Annotated in this window: 19 protein-coding genes and 1 pseudogene; 8 read left to right on the forward strand and 12 right to left on the reverse strand. The window is 45.0% G+C overall.

What is annotated here, in order from left to right; genetic code table 11:
* Positions 1-3: 3 nt before the first annotated feature.
* Both ICV38_RS03265 and mmsB read left to right on the forward strand, forming a co-directional pair.
* Entirely contained in the window at positions 4-291 is a 288-nt protein-coding gene (locus ICV38_RS03265; protein ID WP_215382324.1) for a cupin, read from the forward strand.
* Positions 288-1,166 (forward strand): 3-hydroxyisobutyrate dehydrogenase, encoded by an 879-nt coding sequence (mmsB, locus tag ICV38_RS03270; protein WP_215382325.1) that lies wholly within the window; start codon positions 288-290, stop codon positions 1,164-1,166. Before ICV38_RS03265 ends, mmsB begins: the two co-directional genes overlap by 4 nt.
* Positions 1,167-1,171: 5 nt before the next feature.
* Here the strand turns inward: mmsB and selD are convergent, their stop codons facing one another.
* The 7 genes from selD to ICV38_RS03305 all read right to left on the reverse strand — a co-directional run bounded on the left by selD (position 1,172) and on the right by ICV38_RS03305 (position 6,879).
* Positions 1,172-2,242 (reverse strand): selenide, water dikinase SelD, encoded by a 1,071-nt coding sequence (gene selD, locus ICV38_RS03275; protein WP_215382326.1) that lies wholly within the window; start codon positions 2,240-2,242, stop codon positions 1,172-1,174.
* Position 2,243: 1 nt separating this feature from the next.
* A complete protein-coding gene (locus ICV38_RS03280) occupies positions 2,244-2,786 on the reverse strand; it encodes a TlpA disulfide reductase family protein (protein ID WP_215382327.1) in 543 nt (180 codons plus the stop codon).
* 26 nt (positions 2,787-2,812) lie between these two features.
* Entirely contained in the window at positions 2,813-3,916 is a 1,104-nt protein-coding gene (locus ICV38_RS03285) for a transglutaminase family protein (RefSeq protein WP_215382328.1), read from the reverse strand.
* Positions 3,917-3,964: 48 nt separating this feature from the next.
* A complete protein-coding gene (locus tag ICV38_RS03290; RefSeq protein WP_215382329.1) occupies positions 3,965-5,254 on the reverse strand; it encodes a DEAD/DEAH box helicase in 1,290 nt (429 codons plus the stop codon).
* A 138-nt stretch (positions 5,255-5,392) separates the two neighbouring features.
* The gene (locus ICV38_RS03295; RefSeq protein WP_215382705.1) at positions 5,393-5,974 is read right to left on the reverse strand and encodes a hypothetical protein; all 582 of its coding nucleotides are present in this window, start codon (positions 5,972-5,974) and stop codon (positions 5,393-5,395) included.
* A gap of 20 nt (positions 5,975-5,994) precedes the next feature.
* Positions 5,995-6,426: a YbgC/FadM family acyl-CoA thioesterase gene (locus tag ICV38_RS03300; RefSeq protein WP_215382330.1), complete on the reverse strand. Its 432-nt coding sequence runs from the start codon at positions 6,424-6,426 to the stop codon at positions 5,995-5,997.
* A 3-nt stretch (positions 6,427-6,429) separates the two neighbouring features.
* The gene (locus ICV38_RS03305) at positions 6,430-6,879 is read right to left on the reverse strand and encodes a GNAT family N-acetyltransferase (protein WP_215382331.1); all 450 of its coding nucleotides are present in this window, start codon (positions 6,877-6,879) and stop codon (positions 6,430-6,432) included.
* 140 nt (positions 6,880-7,019) lie between these two features.
* On the opposite strand from ICV38_RS03305, the gene ICV38_RS03310 reads away from it, so the two are divergent.
* Positions 7,020-7,601, forward strand: a complete 582-nt coding sequence (locus ICV38_RS03310) for a hypothetical protein (RefSeq protein ID WP_251368211.1) — start codon at positions 7,020-7,022, stop codon at positions 7,599-7,601.
* A 79-nt stretch (positions 7,602-7,680) separates the two neighbouring features.
* Here the strand turns inward: ICV38_RS03310 and ICV38_RS03315 are convergent, their stop codons facing one another.
* Complete coding sequence (locus ICV38_RS03315) at positions 7,681-8,505, reverse strand: substrate-binding domain-containing protein (RefSeq protein WP_215382332.1); 825 nt, start codon at positions 8,503-8,505, stop codon at positions 7,681-7,683.
* Positions 8,506-8,580: 75 nt separating this feature from the next.
* Between ICV38_RS03315 and ICV38_RS03320 the strand changes: the two genes are divergently transcribed.
* Complete coding sequence (locus tag ICV38_RS03320; RefSeq protein WP_215382333.1) at positions 8,581-9,597, forward strand: substrate-binding domain-containing protein; 1,017 nt, start codon at positions 8,581-8,583, stop codon at positions 9,595-9,597.
* A gap of 34 nt (positions 9,598-9,631) precedes the next feature.
* Positions 9,632-10,387, forward strand: coding sequence for a molybdate ABC transporter substrate-binding protein (gene modA / locus ICV38_RS03325; protein ID WP_215382334.1), 756 nt, complete (start codon positions 9,632-9,634; stop codon positions 10,385-10,387).
* A gap of 3 nt (positions 10,388-10,390) precedes the next feature.
* Here modA and ICV38_RS03330 read toward each other — a convergent pair whose 3' ends face one another.
* The 3 genes and pseudogenes from ICV38_RS03330 to ICV38_RS10370 all read right to left on the reverse strand — a co-directional run bounded on the left by ICV38_RS03330 (position 10,391) and on the right by ICV38_RS10370 (position 12,504).
* Positions 10,391-11,014: an FMN-binding negative transcriptional regulator gene (locus tag ICV38_RS03330; protein WP_215382335.1), complete on the reverse strand. Its 624-nt coding sequence runs from the start codon at positions 11,012-11,014 to the stop codon at positions 10,391-10,393.
* A gap of 41 nt (positions 11,015-11,055) precedes the next feature.
* Positions 11,056-11,634 (reverse strand): annotated as a pseudogene (locus ICV38_RS10365) (carbohydrate porin); the annotation flags it as partial.
* Positions 11,635-11,661: 27 nt separating this feature from the next.
* Positions 11,662-12,504, reverse strand: coding sequence for a carbohydrate porin (locus tag ICV38_RS10370; RefSeq protein ID WP_215382337.1), 843 nt, complete (start codon positions 12,502-12,504; stop codon positions 11,662-11,664).
* Positions 12,505-12,606: 102 nt separating this feature from the next.
* Here ICV38_RS10370 and ICV38_RS03345 point away from each other — a divergent pair, with 102 nt between their 5' ends.
* The 3 genes from ICV38_RS03345 to ICV38_RS03355 all read left to right on the forward strand — a co-directional run bounded on the left by ICV38_RS03345 (position 12,607) and on the right by ICV38_RS03355 (position 15,913).
* On the forward strand, positions 12,607-12,852 hold the full coding sequence (locus ICV38_RS03345; protein WP_215382338.1) for a FeoA family protein: 246 nt from the start codon (positions 12,607-12,609) through the stop codon (positions 12,850-12,852).
* A complete protein-coding gene (locus ICV38_RS03350) occupies positions 12,845-14,758 on the forward strand; it encodes a ferrous iron transporter B (protein ID WP_215382339.1) in 1,914 nt (637 codons plus the stop codon). The genes ICV38_RS03345 and ICV38_RS03350 overlap by 8 nt, the downstream gene beginning before the upstream one ends.
* A gap of 111 nt (positions 14,759-14,869) precedes the next feature.
* Positions 14,870-15,913: a fumarylacetoacetate hydrolase family protein gene (locus ICV38_RS03355; protein WP_215382340.1), complete on the forward strand. Its 1,044-nt coding sequence runs from the start codon at positions 14,870-14,872 to the stop codon at positions 15,911-15,913.
* A 75-nt stretch (positions 15,914-15,988) separates the two neighbouring features.
* Here the strand turns inward: ICV38_RS03355 and ICV38_RS03360 are convergent, their stop codons facing one another.
* A complete protein-coding gene (locus tag ICV38_RS03360; RefSeq protein WP_215382341.1) occupies positions 15,989-16,876 on the reverse strand; it encodes a fumarylacetoacetate hydrolase family protein in 888 nt (295 codons plus the stop codon).
* Positions 16,877-16,958 lie beyond the last annotated feature (82 nt).

The following is a 16,958-nucleotide window of genomic DNA, read 5'->3' on the forward strand; positions in this document are numbered from 1 at the left end:
AGCATGAATCTAGAACAATTTTTGCAAAGCCTCAAGGAGGCGGGATATCCCGATCCTGTAGAAGTCCAGCAGCCACCCAATGGCCATTTGGGTAATCACACCCATCCATTTGGAGTGCAAGCTTTAGTTATTGAGGGCTTTATTGAGATTGAGATTGCTGGCAAGATCAATCAATATGCTGCGGGTGACGTATTTCAGCTTGGCTTCGAGCAATTGCATGCTGAGCACTATGGGCCGCAAGGGGTGAAGTATTTGGCATCTCGAAAAATTAAATCATCAGGGGCAATATGAATATCGGATTTATTGGCTTAGGAAACATGGGGCTGCCTATGGCAATCAATTTATTGAAATCAGGGCATCACGTTACTGGATTTGATTTAGTCCAAACTCAATTAGATGCTTTTGCACAAGCTGGCGGCCAGGTAGCCACTAGTGCTAATGCTGCTACAAAAGATGTGGATGTTTTAATCACCATGTTGCCGGCATCAAAACATGTAGAAGGTCTCTATTTAGGTAACGCTGGTTTATTGGCAAATGCCAACCCAAAAACGATTCTGATTGATTGCTCAACGATTTCACCAAAGGTGGCGCAGTCAGTCGCAAGTGCCGCAAAGACAAAAGGTTTTTCAATGGTCGATGCGCCAGTCTCGGGTGGAACTGCTGGTGCGCAAGCGGGCACACTAACCTTTATGGTGGGTGGTGAAACCTCTGTGGTGGAATGTATTCGCCCCATTCTGGAAAAGATGGGTAAGAATATTTTTCATGCAGGTGTTAGCGGAGCGGGGCAGACAGTTAAGGTTTGCAACAATATGCTTCTGGGTATTCAGATGCTTGGAACTTGTGAAGCTTTGCACTTGGGCATTGCAAATGGCTTAGACCCCAAGGTGCTCTCAGACATCATGTCAAAGAGTTCTGGCCGTAATTGGGCGCTAGAGTTGTACAACCCATGTCCCGGTGTTATAGAGAGCGTGCCATCCTCTAAAGGCTATGCTGGTGGCTTTGGCGTTGATCTGATGCTCAAAGATATGGGCTTAGCCACAGAAAATGCAGAAGCTTTAAAAGCGAGTGTGCCCCTGGGAAAATTAGCGCAACAACTCTATGAGGCACACAGCAAAGCCGGCAATGGTCAGCTTGATTTCTCAAGCGTCTTTAATCTCAAGAAATAACAGGTTTAAGAAACGACGAGAGGTTTGCCCTGGCGTTTACTCATTTGGCCGATCACGCGAGCACCTAAAAAATGATGTTGATTGAAGATATCCAAGACCTCTTTAACACTCTCTGGGCTACAAGAGACTAATAGACCCCCACTAGTTTGGGGATCAGTTAATAAAGCGCGCTGAGCTGGTGTGAAATTCTCCGGAATGCCAACTTCATCTCCATAACTGAGCCAATTACGATCCGATGCACCAGTGATGATTCCGTCATCAGCCAAGTTTTGAACATTAGAGAGTAGGGGTACCTGACTCCAGTCAATATGCGCTGTGCAGTTGGAACCTTTTGCTAGCTCTAACATATGACCAGCTAAGCCAAAGCCGGTGACATCAGTTAGAGCATGTACCCCAGAAAGCTTTGCTAGATCAGGGCCTGCAGCATTGAGCTTCGTTGTATTGGAAATCATTTCACGATAACCATCAGGACCGAGTAAATCTTTTTTTAAGGCTGCTGACAGGATGCCAATACCTAGTGGCTTACCTAGAATCAATACGTCACCTGGTTTTGCGCTTGCATTACTTTTCACACGCTTTGGATCAACGATGCCAATAGCAACCAAGCCATAAATTGGCTCAACAGAATCAATCGTATGACCACCGGCAATCGGAATGCCAGCACTGCGACAAGCTTCAGTACCACCCTCTAAAATCCGTGCAATCGTTTTATTAGAAAGCGCCTTGATGGGCATACCCACCAAAGCAAGTGCAAATAATGGTGTACCACCCATGGCATAAATATCGCTAATGGCATTGGTTGCTGCAATCTTGCCGAAATCAAATGGGTCATCGACGATTGGCATGAAGAAATCTGTCGTTGCGACAATCGCTTGTGATTCATTGATTTGGTAAACAGCTGCATCGTCTGAAGTTTCAATACCAATAAGCAATTCTTTGGGAAAAGGGAGCTGCGGAACATTCTTAAGAATCTCGGAAAGAACGCCTGGCGCAATCTTGCAGCCACAGCCACCACCATGGGAAAGGGAGGTCAAGCGCGGTTCATTGGCTTCGAGATTGTGGGTTTGTGTATTCATCTTATTGGCGTAAAAGAGCTTCTACTTTACCTTTAACTTCATCGCTGTCGACATTTTCAATTGCACCAATCCAAATACCCTCTATTTTTCCGGTTCTACCAATCAAATAGGTGGTTGGGATACCGCGTGCCTTCCAGGATTTGTAGATGATGCTATTGCGATCCATCAAAATCTCGATGGCATTCTCAGCAATACCATTGCCTTTTAGAAACTGAGTGATGCGGGGTTTCATTTCCGCTAAATTAACTGCGAGAACTACCAATCCTTTGGGGCCATATTTTTCTTGGAGTTCAATGAGTTCAGCAAATTCCTCGCGGCAGGGTTCGCACCAGCTAGCCCAAAAATTGACGACAAGCACTTTCCCTTTGTAATTGGCAATATCAATGGACTTGCCGGATAAATTATTGAGTACAAGAGGAGGTGCTTGCATTAGCCCTACTTGTGAGGCGGAGCGCCATTGCGCATAAACGCTAAGAGAAAGACTTGCTAGGCATGAAAAAGCCAGCGCAAGAACAAAATCTATTGCTGGCTTATTTAAACGCATTGCTATTGCTCTCAATATTGAGTCAATTAGCCAATACGACGACTGGTAATTTTGTATTTAAAGTTGTCTGGATCTAGTGAATCAAAACGACCTTCAGTATTTTCTGCTTGGGGATACATCAAGAACGGAATATCCCCTTTCTTGCCAAGCTTTGATCCTGGCAGTGCGATGTCATGGTCATAGTTGTAAGCCATCCAATTCATTTCCCAATTACCAAAGAGGTAATCACGGATTGCTAATACCTTAGGATCGTTTACTGCAAGTCCACCAGTTTCTTCCAGAATGACCTTGCGAACATCGGCAGGGTCGACTGGAACCCAGCCATAGCCTGAGGCGTAAAACTCAGCACGGCAGTGTTGAGCCTTAGTAATATCGCCAGCCTTGCCTAGGCTCTTATAGCCACGAACTGAATCAGCAATGCGGATGCCGTATACGTCACGGGCAGCAATGCCAGCAGAGCGAGCTAGTGCTACAAATACAGCGTTGATATCGGCGCATTTACCACCTAAATTGTTGGTTTCGAGCATGAGCTTCACATCACCCTGACCGCAACCCCGTGTTTTGGGATCGCGATGCGTGTTATCAACCACCCAGTTGTAAATCGCTTTTGCTTTTTCTACATCGCTTGCATTGGCGGGAAGGTTGGCAAGGCACTCTTGGGCCTTCGCTTTCACAATGCCGTCTGTTGGCAGATATTTTGTTCCGCGAGTCCAAAACTGTTGTTCTTCTTTGGAAAGTTTTAATGCTGGATTTGGGGTAGACATCTCAAGATGACGATTTTGGGTGCTAACCAACATCGACACTTTGACTGTATGGTTTGTTGCTGACTTATCCCATTTTGTCCAGAGCATACGAGCTTGCTTATCTGGGGTCTCATAGATTTTGCTGATGGCTTTTGAATCACTTGCTTCAGGTCTGATTGCCAAAGTGCGGAAATAATCCGTATTTAAAACCAATGGCAAGGGGATCCAAGTTTCTGCAGCTCCGCTAGGAGAATCTAAACTCACCTCAGTAACGATTTCATAGGTAGTCCAGTTTGGTGCTGATTGAGCCAATACAGAAGCGCTAAAAGATGGCAATGCTAAAGCGCTAGCAATCGTTTTAAGAGCAGAGCGGCGTGATGTAGTCATTTTGGGATGAGTAGTGTTAAATGTAAAAACAATATTTTAGCGAACCTATTAGCGGTTAAAGCTTCTTTTGGCTGGGTTGCCCCGTTTTGCTGCTACCTTTTTAGCTGGAGTGCCGCTGGAGCTATTGCCTCCAGCCGGACGAGGCTTTCTGGATTGCTGGTGTTGTTGACTACGCAATTGAATTGGCTGCGCCACTGCATTAGGATCGGGCTCAAATCCAGTAACAACCTCTTGGGGCAACTTCTGCTTAATGAGTTTCTCAATATCGCGCAGTATTTGGTGTTCATCAATGCAGACCAATGAGACTGCAACACCATTTGATCCAGCCCGACCAGTGCGCCCAATTCGGTGTACATAATCTTCAGAGACGTTCGGCAGATCGTAGTTCACGACATGGGGCAATTGATCAATGTCGATTCCGCGAGCAGCAATATCGGTTGCAACCAAAGCGGTTAATTTGCCAGCTTTAAAGTCAGCTAGCGCTTTAGTGCGGGCTGATTGGCTTTTATTGCCATGGATCGCCATACTGGTAATGCCATCTTTTTCTAATTGGGTAACCAATTTATTGGCACCATGCTTAGTGCGAGTAAAGACCAGCACCTGCTTCCAGTCATTCGTCTTAATGAGGTGGGCTAATAAAGGATGCTTCTTAGTCCTATCCACAGGATGAATGAGCTGGGCAATTGCTTCATTGGCGCTATTGCTACGCGCTACTTCAATTAATTCAGGTGAGTTCAGTAATCCATCAGCCAGTTGTTTAATCTCAGAAGAGAAAGTGGCTGAAAAAAGTAAGTTCTGACGTTTCTTGGGCAAAGCAGCCAAGATCTTTTTGATATCACGTAAGAAGCCCATATCGAGCATACGATCAGCCTCGTCTAACACCAGAATTTCAATATCCTCGAGCGAGACACAATTTTGTGACATTAAATCCAGAAGTCGACCTGGTGTTGCAACCAAAATATCTAAGCCACCAGCAATTGCTTTGATTTGAGGATTTGCTCCAACACCACCAAAGATCACGGTGGACTTTAAGCCAGTGTACTTGCCATAAGTCACTACTGACTCTTGGACCTGCGCTGCTAATTCACGAGTAGGAGTCAAGATTAAAACTCGTAATAATCTTTTACCACTAGATTTGGGGGTGCTGCTCAAGCGCTGCAGGATGGGTAGCGTAAAGCCAGCAGTTTTACCGGTGCCGGTTTGAGCGGCAGCTAAAAGATCTCCGCCTTTGAGAACGGCAGGAATGGATTTTGCTTGAATGGGAGTGGGGCTTGTATAGCCTTCTTCAGCAATGGCGCGAAGAATAGGTTCTGATAAACCGAGATCTGTAAATAACATAGGGACCAATATAGTATTGACCCGTATTCAACGTATTAAAAAACGACTATCCCGGTCAATGGGGTGAGCTGCTACGCATATGCGTTTGCAGTAAGAGACCCTATTTTAAGTCATTGGGTCTATATAGCCCGAATTACTCTATTTACCAGGGTTCCACAGGTTTGGAACAAGAGTGTTGGCGTATCCAGAGACAAACGATTTTTCTACGCCAGTTATTGGATCAAAAACTGAGCGCTGAATTCTGCCGATATTGCCGCCGTATACATGAATGCTGATTGACGTTTTATTGGTCAGATTATTTTCGACAATATGAATGTCATGTGTATTGGGGGAGACGGTATCAACATGGCCTGGAGGGCAAACACAAGCTTCACCGATCTTGAATCCACCCCCCGCTTGCGGGTAGTAGGGCGTTCCTTTTTCCTCGCCACGGAGCTGACCAATCATGCCCCAAACGGTGTGGTTATGTATCGGCGTCTTCTGGCCAGGACCCCACACAAAACTCACGATAGAAAAGCGATCCAGCGGATCTGCGTAGAGTAGGTATTGCTGGTAATACTGCGGATGCGGCTTAGTGAATTCTTCTGGAAGCCAATCATCAACCGCAATGAGATTCTCTAAGAGCTTTTTACCTTTGGTGAAAACAATCTCTTCGCTTGGCTTTTGCTCAAGCAACACACTTAGTTCTTTAACAAAGTTGAGTAACTTTCCCTCAGGCATGATGCGCTCCAATGTTGATCTCAAGTGTTTGGAAAAAACCAATCGGGCCATGCTTTTGGTTTAAGTGTGACAGTGTCCACACAAACAATATGCAATGTAGCGCTGGCAATAACTTGTAACTCTTCGCTATCAGGTAATTTTCTCTGGGCTTGCTGCTTTACAGAAACTTGCGTACGCCCACGGTTCTCAATGACCTGATCGATATACAAAATATCGTCCAAGCGACCCGGCTTATAGAAATTCATGGTCAGCTCACGCACTGGCATCACGATATTGTGTTCATTAATGAGTTTAGTGGGGCTCAGGTCATATTGAGCCAACCACTCTGCACGGCTACGCTCAAATATTTCGAGATAGCGACCGTGATACACAAAGCCAGCGGCATCAGTATCGGAATAGCAAACCCGATGTACGTAAATAAAAGGCAAGGTCTGATTAGAAGCGGTAGTCATAAGTCATTTAATCGAATTGGGCAATATGAGCATCATATTACGATGTGCAATACCTGCCTCATCGTAGGTCGGGCCTTGAGCAATAAAGCCATGTTTTTCATAAAAGGGGGTGGCGCTGACTTGCGAGTGCAAGACAATAGAAGAGAATCCCATCTCTTTGGCGGTCTGCACAAGTCTTGCCAGAATCTGCTTGCCAATACCCTGGCCTCGAAAGTTGGCTAATACAGCCATGCGTCCCACTTGAGATTGCCCGTCCCCCAAGTCAATCAATCTTGCTGTGCCCACACACTGCTCGCCAAGATAGGCAAGGGCATGGAATGCGAGTGGATCGAATTCATCAAGCTCAAGCTCTTCTGGAACCTTTTGCTCATCAATAAAGACCTGCTGACGAATAGGGTAGGCGCTTGATGAGGCCTGATCCCAGGGTAATAAAAAGATTTCTAAAGTTTTCAAGGGTTTGGCAATCAGAGCTTAGGTGCAAAATGCAGTGAACCCTAATTTACCAAATAAGAAAGTTTAATTAAATGTGGCATGGTTACAATGGGTTGGGAGCTTGCCTAGTCCCATCTAAATCCCCTTAATTAGGAGTTATCTTGAAGAAATCTTTACTTGCTGGTTTATTCGCTGTTGTTGGCATCACCTTTGCAGCATCTACCTTTGCACAAATGCCTGCAAAAATGTTGCCACTAGCTGCTGACGTGATTGTACTTAGCGCAACTGTAGATTCAGTAGATGCTAAAAAACGTATCGTCGTATTGAAAGATGCCAACGGTAATTTGGCGCAGATGAATGTTGCCAAGGCTGTAAATGACTTAGACAAAGTTAAAAAGGGTGACGTGTTCTTGGTTGAGCATGCACAAGCGATTGCAGTTGGTTTAACTGTAGCTCCAAAAGATGCTAAGCCAGGCGTATCTGGTGTGCGCTCTGTAACGATCGCAGGCAAAGGTTCCGCTAAGCCATTCGAAGAAACAACCGACACAATCTATGCAACTGTAAAGATTGGTACGATCGATCAAAAGACTCGTATTGTGACTTTCACATTGCCATCTGGCGAGAAGCAAAAGGTTAAAGTAGATCCAGCAGTTCTTGGTCTAGAGAAATTCAAGGCTGGTGATGATGTCATTGTTGAGTATGTTGATGACACAGCAATTGGTTTTGTAACACCTAAGAAGTAATTTATTCATTGCTGGCATACGCTAGCAGGATGTAAAAAGCCCGCAGAAGCGGGCTTTTTTATTCTGAAAGTGATCCTTGTTATTTTTTGGCGTTAGGGAAAAAGAGTTGCTGGCCACCAATTTGGTAACTAGCAATCACGTCCTGACCATTCTTGGAGACGAGCCAGTCAATAAATTCTTGACCTTCTGCTTTCTTGACGCTGGGGAACTTAGCGGGATTAACTAACATCACGCCATATTGATTAAACAGTTTTGGGTCACCCTGAACTAGGATGGTGAGATCGCCACGGTTCTTAAAGCTTAACCAGGTAGCGCGGTCAGCCAAGATATAGCCATTCATAGCTGATGCAGTGTTGAGAGCAGGGCCCATGCCTGATCCTGTTTCTTTGTACCAACTCTGACCAGCTGAAGGTGCAATGCCAGCGCCTTTCCAGTAACGCAATTCCGCGGCATGAGTGCCACTCTTATCGCCACGCGATACAAAAAGTGCTTGTGAAGTAGCAATCTTTTGAAAAGCTGCTTGAATATCTTTGCCACCGGCTACTTTTGCTGGATCGGCTTTAGGTCCGATCAAGACAAAGTCGTTGTACATCACTTCATTGCGTTTGGTTGCATAGCCTTCTTGAACAAAAATCTCTTCTGCAGGTTTGTCATGAACAAACACCACATCAGCATCACCACGACGGCCGATATCTAGAGCCTGTCCTGTGCCGACTGCAACTACCTTCACATTAATGCCGGTCTTCATCTTAAAAATGGGGAGGATGAAGTCAAATAGGCCTGACTGCTCAGTAGAAGTGGTAGATGACACTACGATGCTCTTCTCCTGGGCGTGTGCTTGATGACTATTGATTGAGACTGCTAGCAAAAGGCTAAGAACTAAATGAGAGATCAGTTTTTTCATAAATCTTGTAAAAGGGTTGATTAAGCCCTTATCTTCGCATACATTAATACTTAATGAATATGCAAAAAATTACACATGCAGATTGAAGTTCGCCCCTCCCTGATTGTGGATAGCCAAGGCAAAGGCTCTGTCGACCTAATTTGGCTCTCTCAGTTCTTAAAAGATATTGAAAGCGGGAGCTCCTTGGTTGCGGCAAGTAAGAAATCTGGCACTTCATATCGCGGCGCCTGGGGAAAGCTCAATGAGGTAGAGGCCACCCTAGGTATGCCTCTGATAGTGCGCACTAAGGGCCATGGATCAAAGCTAACGGAGTTCGGATCTTTTTTAATTAAGTTTATTGATGAGATGCAGGCTGGTCATCTTCAATATGGGAGCTCCTACCAAGAGAATCTTCTTAAAGCCATTAATCAAATACAAAAATCGGAGAGTGCCCGTTGGAAGTTTTTCTCAAGCAGTGATTCGATTATTCAAAAAGCTGCTGGAGAGGTTAAAGGTTTTAATCTCAAGGTTGCTGGTTCGGGTGAATCACTAGAAAGGCTGCTTAATCATGAAGCTCACATCGCTGGATATCATGTGTCGAGCGAGAAAAGCTCAAAGGCGATTCACCAGCGCTTAGCTAAAAACGATATTGAGATATATCCCGTGATGAAGCGCACACAAGGCTTGATTGTCAGAAAGGGTAACCCACTGCATATTCGCTCAATCGAGGATTTGCTCAATCCAAAACTTCGCTTTATTAACCGTCAGATCGGCTCTGGAACAAGGTTGCTATTGGATACGCTCTTGATCGATGAGGGTATTGATCCTCTGGAGATCAATGGCTATTTGCAAGAAGAGTTCACGCACTCTGCGGTAGCCAATGCGATCCTTGCTGGCAAGGCTGATGTAGGAATAGGAGTTAAAAATATTGCCCTAGAGAATGGCCTTGGTTTTGTTCCTTTGAAAGATGAAATATTCTTTATCGCCATGCATCGAGAAATGGTGTCTCAGCCAGAATCCTCAAAATTGATCCGCAAAATACGCAGCTATTCAGGTAATACGCCTGGCTATAAAGCTGTTAGCCTGAATAGGCAGGTCAAAGATTGGCTTTAAGTTAGCTGGGTCGAAGGCTACAATCCATCTCAATATGCTTAGCCGCTCACTTTCTTTATTTGCATCGCTCTTGCTATGTGCAAACTTGGCATTTGCTCAAGGTGTAACAATTGCTGTTGCCGCCAATATGAAAGATGCTTTTGCTGAAATCGCCACTGTATTTAAAGCAGCTGGTAAGCCTGAGATGAGGGTGGTGTATGGCTCATCTGGTAATTTCACGGCACAGATCATGAATGGTGCACCATTTAATGTGTTTATCGCTGCTGATGAACATTTTCCGCTTGAGCTTTTTAAGAATGGTAAGACTGTAAACGAGGGCGTGGTCTACGCAATCGGCAAGCTTGCCTTAATTACAAAGACTTCTTCCGGCATTTCTTTGGCTGACAATAAAGCAGAGATTGCTAGAGTCATTGCCAAAGCAAACAAGATCGCTGTTGCAAAGCCTGAACTAGCGCCTTATGGAAAAGCAACAGTGGAGTATCTCAAGGCAGAAGGTTTATGGGATATCGCGAAGGAAAAGCTGGTTTATGCCGACAACATCGGAGTTGCAACAACTTATGTAGTGAGTGGGGCAGCAGATCTTGGATTTACCGCTTTATCTTTAGCAAAGTCGCCAGAGGTCGCAAAAGACACTCGCTTTATTCTGGCTGATAGCAAGCTCTATCAGCCGATTGCACAAAGAATGGTATTGATAAAGGGTGCACCACAAGAGGCTCAGGATCTATATCAATTTATGCAGAGTCCGCAGGCCAGATCTATTCTGCGTAAATACGGCTTCACCACGCCCTAGGGCTTAGTTGAGCTTCATGTATTTGCGCATCTCCTGCAAGACTTCTTGAGGTGACTTTTCTATAGTCTCAACTACCGCGGCATAGTCTTGGGCAGGACGGTTCTGACTGAGCTTGAACTTGCCAACCAAACTTTTTACTTCAATCTCAATGCCAATAATGGCTTTAAGCATCATCTGCACATAATCCTCAGGAGCATCGTCTAGTTTCCAGTTCGACTGATAGGTGGGCTCATGAATATTTGTCATTTGCGCTACGTGACTTCTTAGCCACTGCGCATCTTCAATCAACTTGATGTTGCCTTGGGCATGAGCCACGGCGTAGTTCCAGGTTGGAACAACTTTGCCGGTTTCTTTTTTAGAGGGGTACCAAGCTGGTGTGACATATGCTTGTGGCCCATTGAAGATGGCCGTTACTGAGGTGTTACTGCTGCCCGCAACCTTCACTAAAGGATTGACTCTGGCAATGTGACCATACAATTTTGTTCTGTCTGAACTGAGCATTAAGGGCAGATGATTAATCTCGAGCTGATTTTCTAAGCTACCAACAATCGTTGCAAGCGGGTACTCGGCAATGAGCTGAGCGAGTAAAGCTGGATCATCAACAGAAAAGTGTTTTGGTAAATACATAATGCTTAGCCCTAATGGGTTGATTACGGTTAAGCAATATCTTACATCTCTATATGGGCGCGTAAGCCAAAGAAATTGACAGGACCTCGTGCTGCGTTATAGGCTGGATTGGCAATGCGCTGGTAGTCGGCGGAAAGGTAGAGCTCTTTATAAACTTTAGCGCTATAGAATGTCTCCAAAATTTGCTCTGTTTTGTAGTTTAGATTGCCATCCCCAATGAACGGGGACATGCCGCCCATCTGTAAATATGTTCTTTGTATAGGAGCAATACCGTTTACCGCAAAGCCCATACCTATTGTGTCGTTTGGTCTAGACCAGGTACCTCCTTTAATGCTTACGCCGCCAGATAGAGAGCGGCTAATATCCACCGTTTGTGTTTCAGTGTTGCCAGGATTCCAGCTCCAGCGACCAAAAATGCCAATATCTTCATTGATTGCTTGCTCAATATTAATTCCATATCCCCAAGAATTTTGGGCAGCAAGGCGTGTATTTGATACGTCAGGCGTTGAACTGGTTTGTTGGCCAAGGGTAACCGCACTTTGATAGTTGCCCATATATGCATGCTGCTGATAATAAAGCGCTCTCACTGCACCAGGTTTGCCCCACAATTCATGCTCGTGCGTTAATTCAACTTGATTGGCGTAATCTCAGGTCATGCTGTAATCAAGTTGAGCGGTATTGGGAATCGTTGGCATTGCTAACCTTGCCGCTTTTAAGATCCAATCCCCTTGATACCACTCTGCAACAGCACCATAGGTATAGCCTTTGGTATCGGCAGCATAGCTATAAGCGCCCATCGAGAAAATGGCAAAGTTTTGGAATTGCGTTCTAGGATCATGGCTATAGCTGTTTTGATCAAAGAAATCTAAAGTTGCAAATTTCCCGTAGCTCACCACGATTCTATTTTTGTCTAGATTTCCTGCTAATTGATTTGGGGCGCCCTGAATATGTTCTTTGCCGCCACCGAGGCCAATAGTTTGCCGAATAAAGGCTCGAGCAGTGTAGTAGACGGGTGGGGCATAAGCGCCTTTTTGTAGTTCACCATTCTGAAAGCCACCGAGACCAACTAACTGCCCATTAAATGGCGTTCCCTCAAACATTTCTGGATTCCAATAGACCTCTGCGCCTTCCCAAAGTCTGGCGCCTAAAAAAGCAGTTGCACTCAAGGTGTAACTTTTACCGCCACCACCTTCAGATTTATTCAAAAGACTGTTTTGTCCATAGTAAGGTGAATTGAAATTATTTTTTTGCTGAACAATGTAAGTTGACTGTCCGTGAATACTCCACTGTTCGGTTTCGCCCTCGACCGAGACATCGCTATCAACGATAGGGGCATCGCTTACAGGGGATTCAGCAAGCGCCGAGCTTGAAAACCCCATATAAAAAATGGTTATAACTAGAGACAATACGGCAAGCAAATTACTATTTTGAGCAAAAATGCCAATTCCCTTGCGATAGGTCAAAACCTGTTTTTTTCTATATGAGAGCATGCTTTAGTGATACTTTTATAACTTTGTAAATGAGAACTATTCTCAATTATAAGGTATATAATGAGAATCGTTCCTATTAATTGATAAAAGTGACAATCTTCCATGCATTTGGACCAGGTTGATTTAGAAGCCACCTATCGCGTTTGCACGATAAATGCACCTAAAGGCGCCCCGCAAATTAAGGGGCAGTTAGAAGATATTGGTTTTCTTCCGGGTGAGCAGGTCACCTTACTTCGTAAAGGCTTATTAAAAAAAGGGCCTTATCTTGTTCGGGTGGGTGCATCTACATTTGCCTTGCGCCAGTCTGAAGCACGCTTGATTGAGGTTGAATCGGTTCCTCATGTCTGAGTCGGCCGTCCACTTTTTCCCAAGCGAACCTATAGTCGCGTTATTGGGTAATCCCAATTGCGGAAAAACTGCTTTATTTAATTTGCTTACTGGCAGCCGTCAAAAGGTTGCCAACTATTCTGGTGTGACAGTAGAGCGCAAAGAGGGAAGACTCTCGCTTGCTTCTGGAAAAAATATTCGTATCTTAGATCTGCCTGGCGCGTACAGTTTGTATCCAAGATCACTCGATGAGCGTGTGACGTGTAATGTCCTCCTAGGAAGGGCAGAAGGTGAAAAGCGTCCTGATTTAGTTCTCTGCATTTTGAGTGCCATGAACCTGCGCCGTAATTTACGCTTAGTGCTGGCAGCTAAGCGCTTAGGCTTGCCCTGTGTTGTTGTCCTCAATATGCTGGACATTGCCAAGCGTCAGGGCCTACAGATCGATATTGCGGCGCTCTCACAAGAGCTGGGCTTGCCAGTAATTACCAGCGTAGGTATTCAGTCCGATGGTGCTGATGAGATCAAAAAATTCTTATCAGAATTGGATTGGCGAAATCTGAATCATCTTCGCACTGGTACCAGTGATGCGACATTAGAGAGTGTTGCCTCACATATCGCCCATGCAGAATCTGACAATGTTCAAGTACAACGCATTTTGCAGAATCTAGGCCTTGATCAAATCATTCCCGATCAATTAAGTGATCGATTAGATGCGGTCTTGTTGCACCCGGTATTTGGCCCCATTATTTTGGTTGCGTTGCTGTTTTGTATTTTCCAAGCGGTCTTTAGTTGGGCAACATTACCCATGGAGCTCATCAAGACTTCAGTTGAGTATCTTGGCGCTCAAATTTCTGAGGTCTTGCCAAATTCTTGGTTGCGCAGTTTATTGATTAATGGCATCTTGGCTGGCCTTGGTGGCGTGGTGGTCTTCCTGCCGCAGATTCTGATCCTCTTCTTCTTTATTCTGCTGCTAGAAGAGTCTGGCTATTTACCAAGGGCTGCATATCTATTGGATAGGGTGATGGGCTCAGTAGGCTTATCTGGCCGTTCATTTATTCCGCTGCTCTCGAGTTTTGCCTGCGCTATCCCTGGAATCATGGCAACCAGAAGTATCTCGAATGCGCGCGATCGTATGGTCACCATTCTGATTGCCCCAATGATGACTTGCTCAGCTCGTCTGCCGGTGTACGCCTTGCTCATATCCGCCTTTATTCCAGAGCAAAAGTTATGGGCCAATATTGATTTACAAGGTTTGGTACTGTTCTTGCTTTATCTCGCCGGAATTTTTGGTGCCATGGCTGTTGCTTGGATATTAAAGCGCTTTGCTAGTGAGCAATTCAGAATGAATGCGTTGATGATGGAGTTGCCAAGTTATCACTTGCCACGCTTAGGTAACCTTGCTATTAGTTTGTGGCAACGTGCAGAAATTTTCTTGCGTCGCGTGGGCGGCATCATCCTCATCATGACGGTTGGACTTTGGGCGCTCTCTAGCTTTCCTTTGCCACCAGAGGGTGCAACGCTATCCCCTATTCAATACAGTTTTGCCGGCATGCTCGGACAAGCTTTGGCTCATGTCTTTTCCCCAATCGGATTTAATTGGGAAATCAGTATTGCTTTAGTGCCGGGGATGGCAGCACGAGAAGTAGTGGTGAGCTCACTGGCAACGGTCTATGCCTTGTCTAGCTCCAGCGCAGATGCTGCTGAAGCTCTCGTTCCCTTAATTTCAAGCACCTGGTCATTAGCTACTGCACTGTCTTTATTGGCTTGGTTTGTATTTGCACCGCAGTGCCTTTCAACGATTGCAGCAGTGAAGCGCGAAACGAGTGGCTGGAAGATTCCGGCCATCATGCTGAGCTACTTATTCGGACTAGCGTATATCGCTTCATTCATTACCTACCGCATCGCCATCTTCTTTGGCTTAGGTTAAAAGACTCCATTTATATTTGCTGCACCACCGCATAAATTGCTGCAGTACTATTCTTTTTGTAGTCATAAATGAGCAGTAAACACAATATACAAAAAGAACAAGGAGATTGGAATGAGTTCACGCCGTCAATTTATGAAAACTGCATCAGCAGCAGGTGCTGGTTTAGTAGCCGCTTCCACTATAGGTGTGATGAATGAAGCTTCAGCACATCAAACTTCAGTATGGGGTGGTGAGCCATACACAGGTCCACGTGAAATGGTCAAGAACAGCAAGATCCTCTCCATCATGAATGGAGATGGTACTGAGACCTTGGGTGTTGTCACTCCTAAGGGTGTAATCGATGTTCGCGCTGTTGCCAAGAAGATGAAAATTGCTGCGCCAACAACTTTGGATCAACTTTTGCAAGAAGGTAATGCTGCGGGCTTTAATAAAGTAGTGGCAAGCGCTGATAAATCCGGTGTCCCTTATTTAAAAGAATCCGATATTACTTTTGGTCGTCTGTTCAAGAACCCTGGAAAGATTGTGTGCGTCGGTTTGAACTTTCGCGCGCATGCTGATGAGGTTGGTAGAGGTTACCCACGAGTCCCGCCATTGTTCAATAAATACAATAATAGTCTTGCCGCTCATAACTGCTTATTACAGATCCCTTCACCATCTGTTTCTTATAAGCTTGATTACGAAACCGAACTCTTGATTGTGATTGGCAAACAAGGGCGTAACGTCCCAGAATCAGCAGCACTGGATTATGTTGCTGGCTATTGCACTTCCAACGATTTTTCATCACGCGACTTGCAATTAGAGTTACCTAATGGTCAGTGGATGGTGGGCAAGACCTTAGATCAATACGCGCCAATCGGACCGTATTTTGTAACCGCGGATTTGGTTGGTGATCCCAATAACTTAACCGTTAAAACTTGGGTCAACGGTGAGCTACGTCAAAACTCCAATACATCCGACTTTATTCACAACACCCAAAAAATGATCTCTTACATTAGCACCTATTGGACCCTAGAGCCGGGGGATATTATCTTTACTGGAACTCCGGAAGGCGTGATTGCAGGAATGCCACAGGGTAAGCAAGTTTGGCTGAAGAAGGGTGACAAGGTGGTAAGTTCCGTAGGTAATCTTGGCGAACTTAAATTTACCTTGGCTTAAGTCAATACATAACTAAGTTGTGCATTAAAAAAGCCACCCTAGGGTGGCTTTTGTTGTTCAATGACCAGTTACTGCTTAGACAGCAACAAATGTATTTTCTAATTTACCGATACCACCCATCTCAACCACAACTACATCTCCATTGACCAAATACTTTGGCGGCTTAAAGCCAATACCAACACCAACTGGTGTGCCGGTTGCAATAAGATCACCAGGGTAGAGGGTAATGCCGGCAGAAACGGTGGCAATCATGTTTGGAATATCAAAGATGAGGTCTTTGGTATTGGAGTTTTGGCGTAGCTCGCCGTTCACCCAGCATTTCACGGAAATATCTTCGGCATTTACTTCATCGGCAGTGACAACCCATGGACCCATGGGGCAGAAGGTATCAAAACTCTTGCCTAAAAACCATTGCTTGTGACGTTGTTGCCAATCACGTGCAGTCACATCATTGATGGCGGTGTAACCCCAGACATGTTTCATTGCATCGGCTTCGCTGATACCTTTGCCACCTTTACCAATCACAATCGTTAACTCAGCTTCATAGTCGATGCAGGTAGAAACCGCAGTCGGAATAATGACATTGGTATTAGGACCTGTTACAGACTCAGGTGGCTTGGTAAAAAAGATTGCGTGACTTGGGATATCTTCACCAGGTTTTGCGCTGCCATCGAAGCCGCTATTAGAAAACTCTTTAGCGTGCTCATGATAATTTTTGCCTACACAGAAAATATTTCTGCGCGGTCTTGGAATGGGCGCAAGTAAACGCACATCATCGAATGCGTGAGCAGCAACTGGCTTGGGTAATTTGCCTGCTAGGTCAGATTTAAGGATGGCAACGATGCCATCTTCACTGACATCGACCCCTAAATCGAGTTCTTGAACTGTCGTACCATCAGCCGAGACAATTCCTACGAGTGTTTTCGAAGGTTCTTTTGTTAAAGAAAATGCTGCATATCTCATCTTGCTATCTCCATTGGGGGTTATGTCTAAGTTAACCCTTGTTTATTGTCTTGATTCTTGTAGTAGGATAAAGAGCATAAAT

The sequence above is a fragment of the Polynucleobacter sp. MG-6-Vaara-E2 genome (genome assembly GCF_018687695.1).
GTDB lineage: Bacteria > Pseudomonadota > Gammaproteobacteria > Burkholderiales > Burkholderiaceae > Polynucleobacter.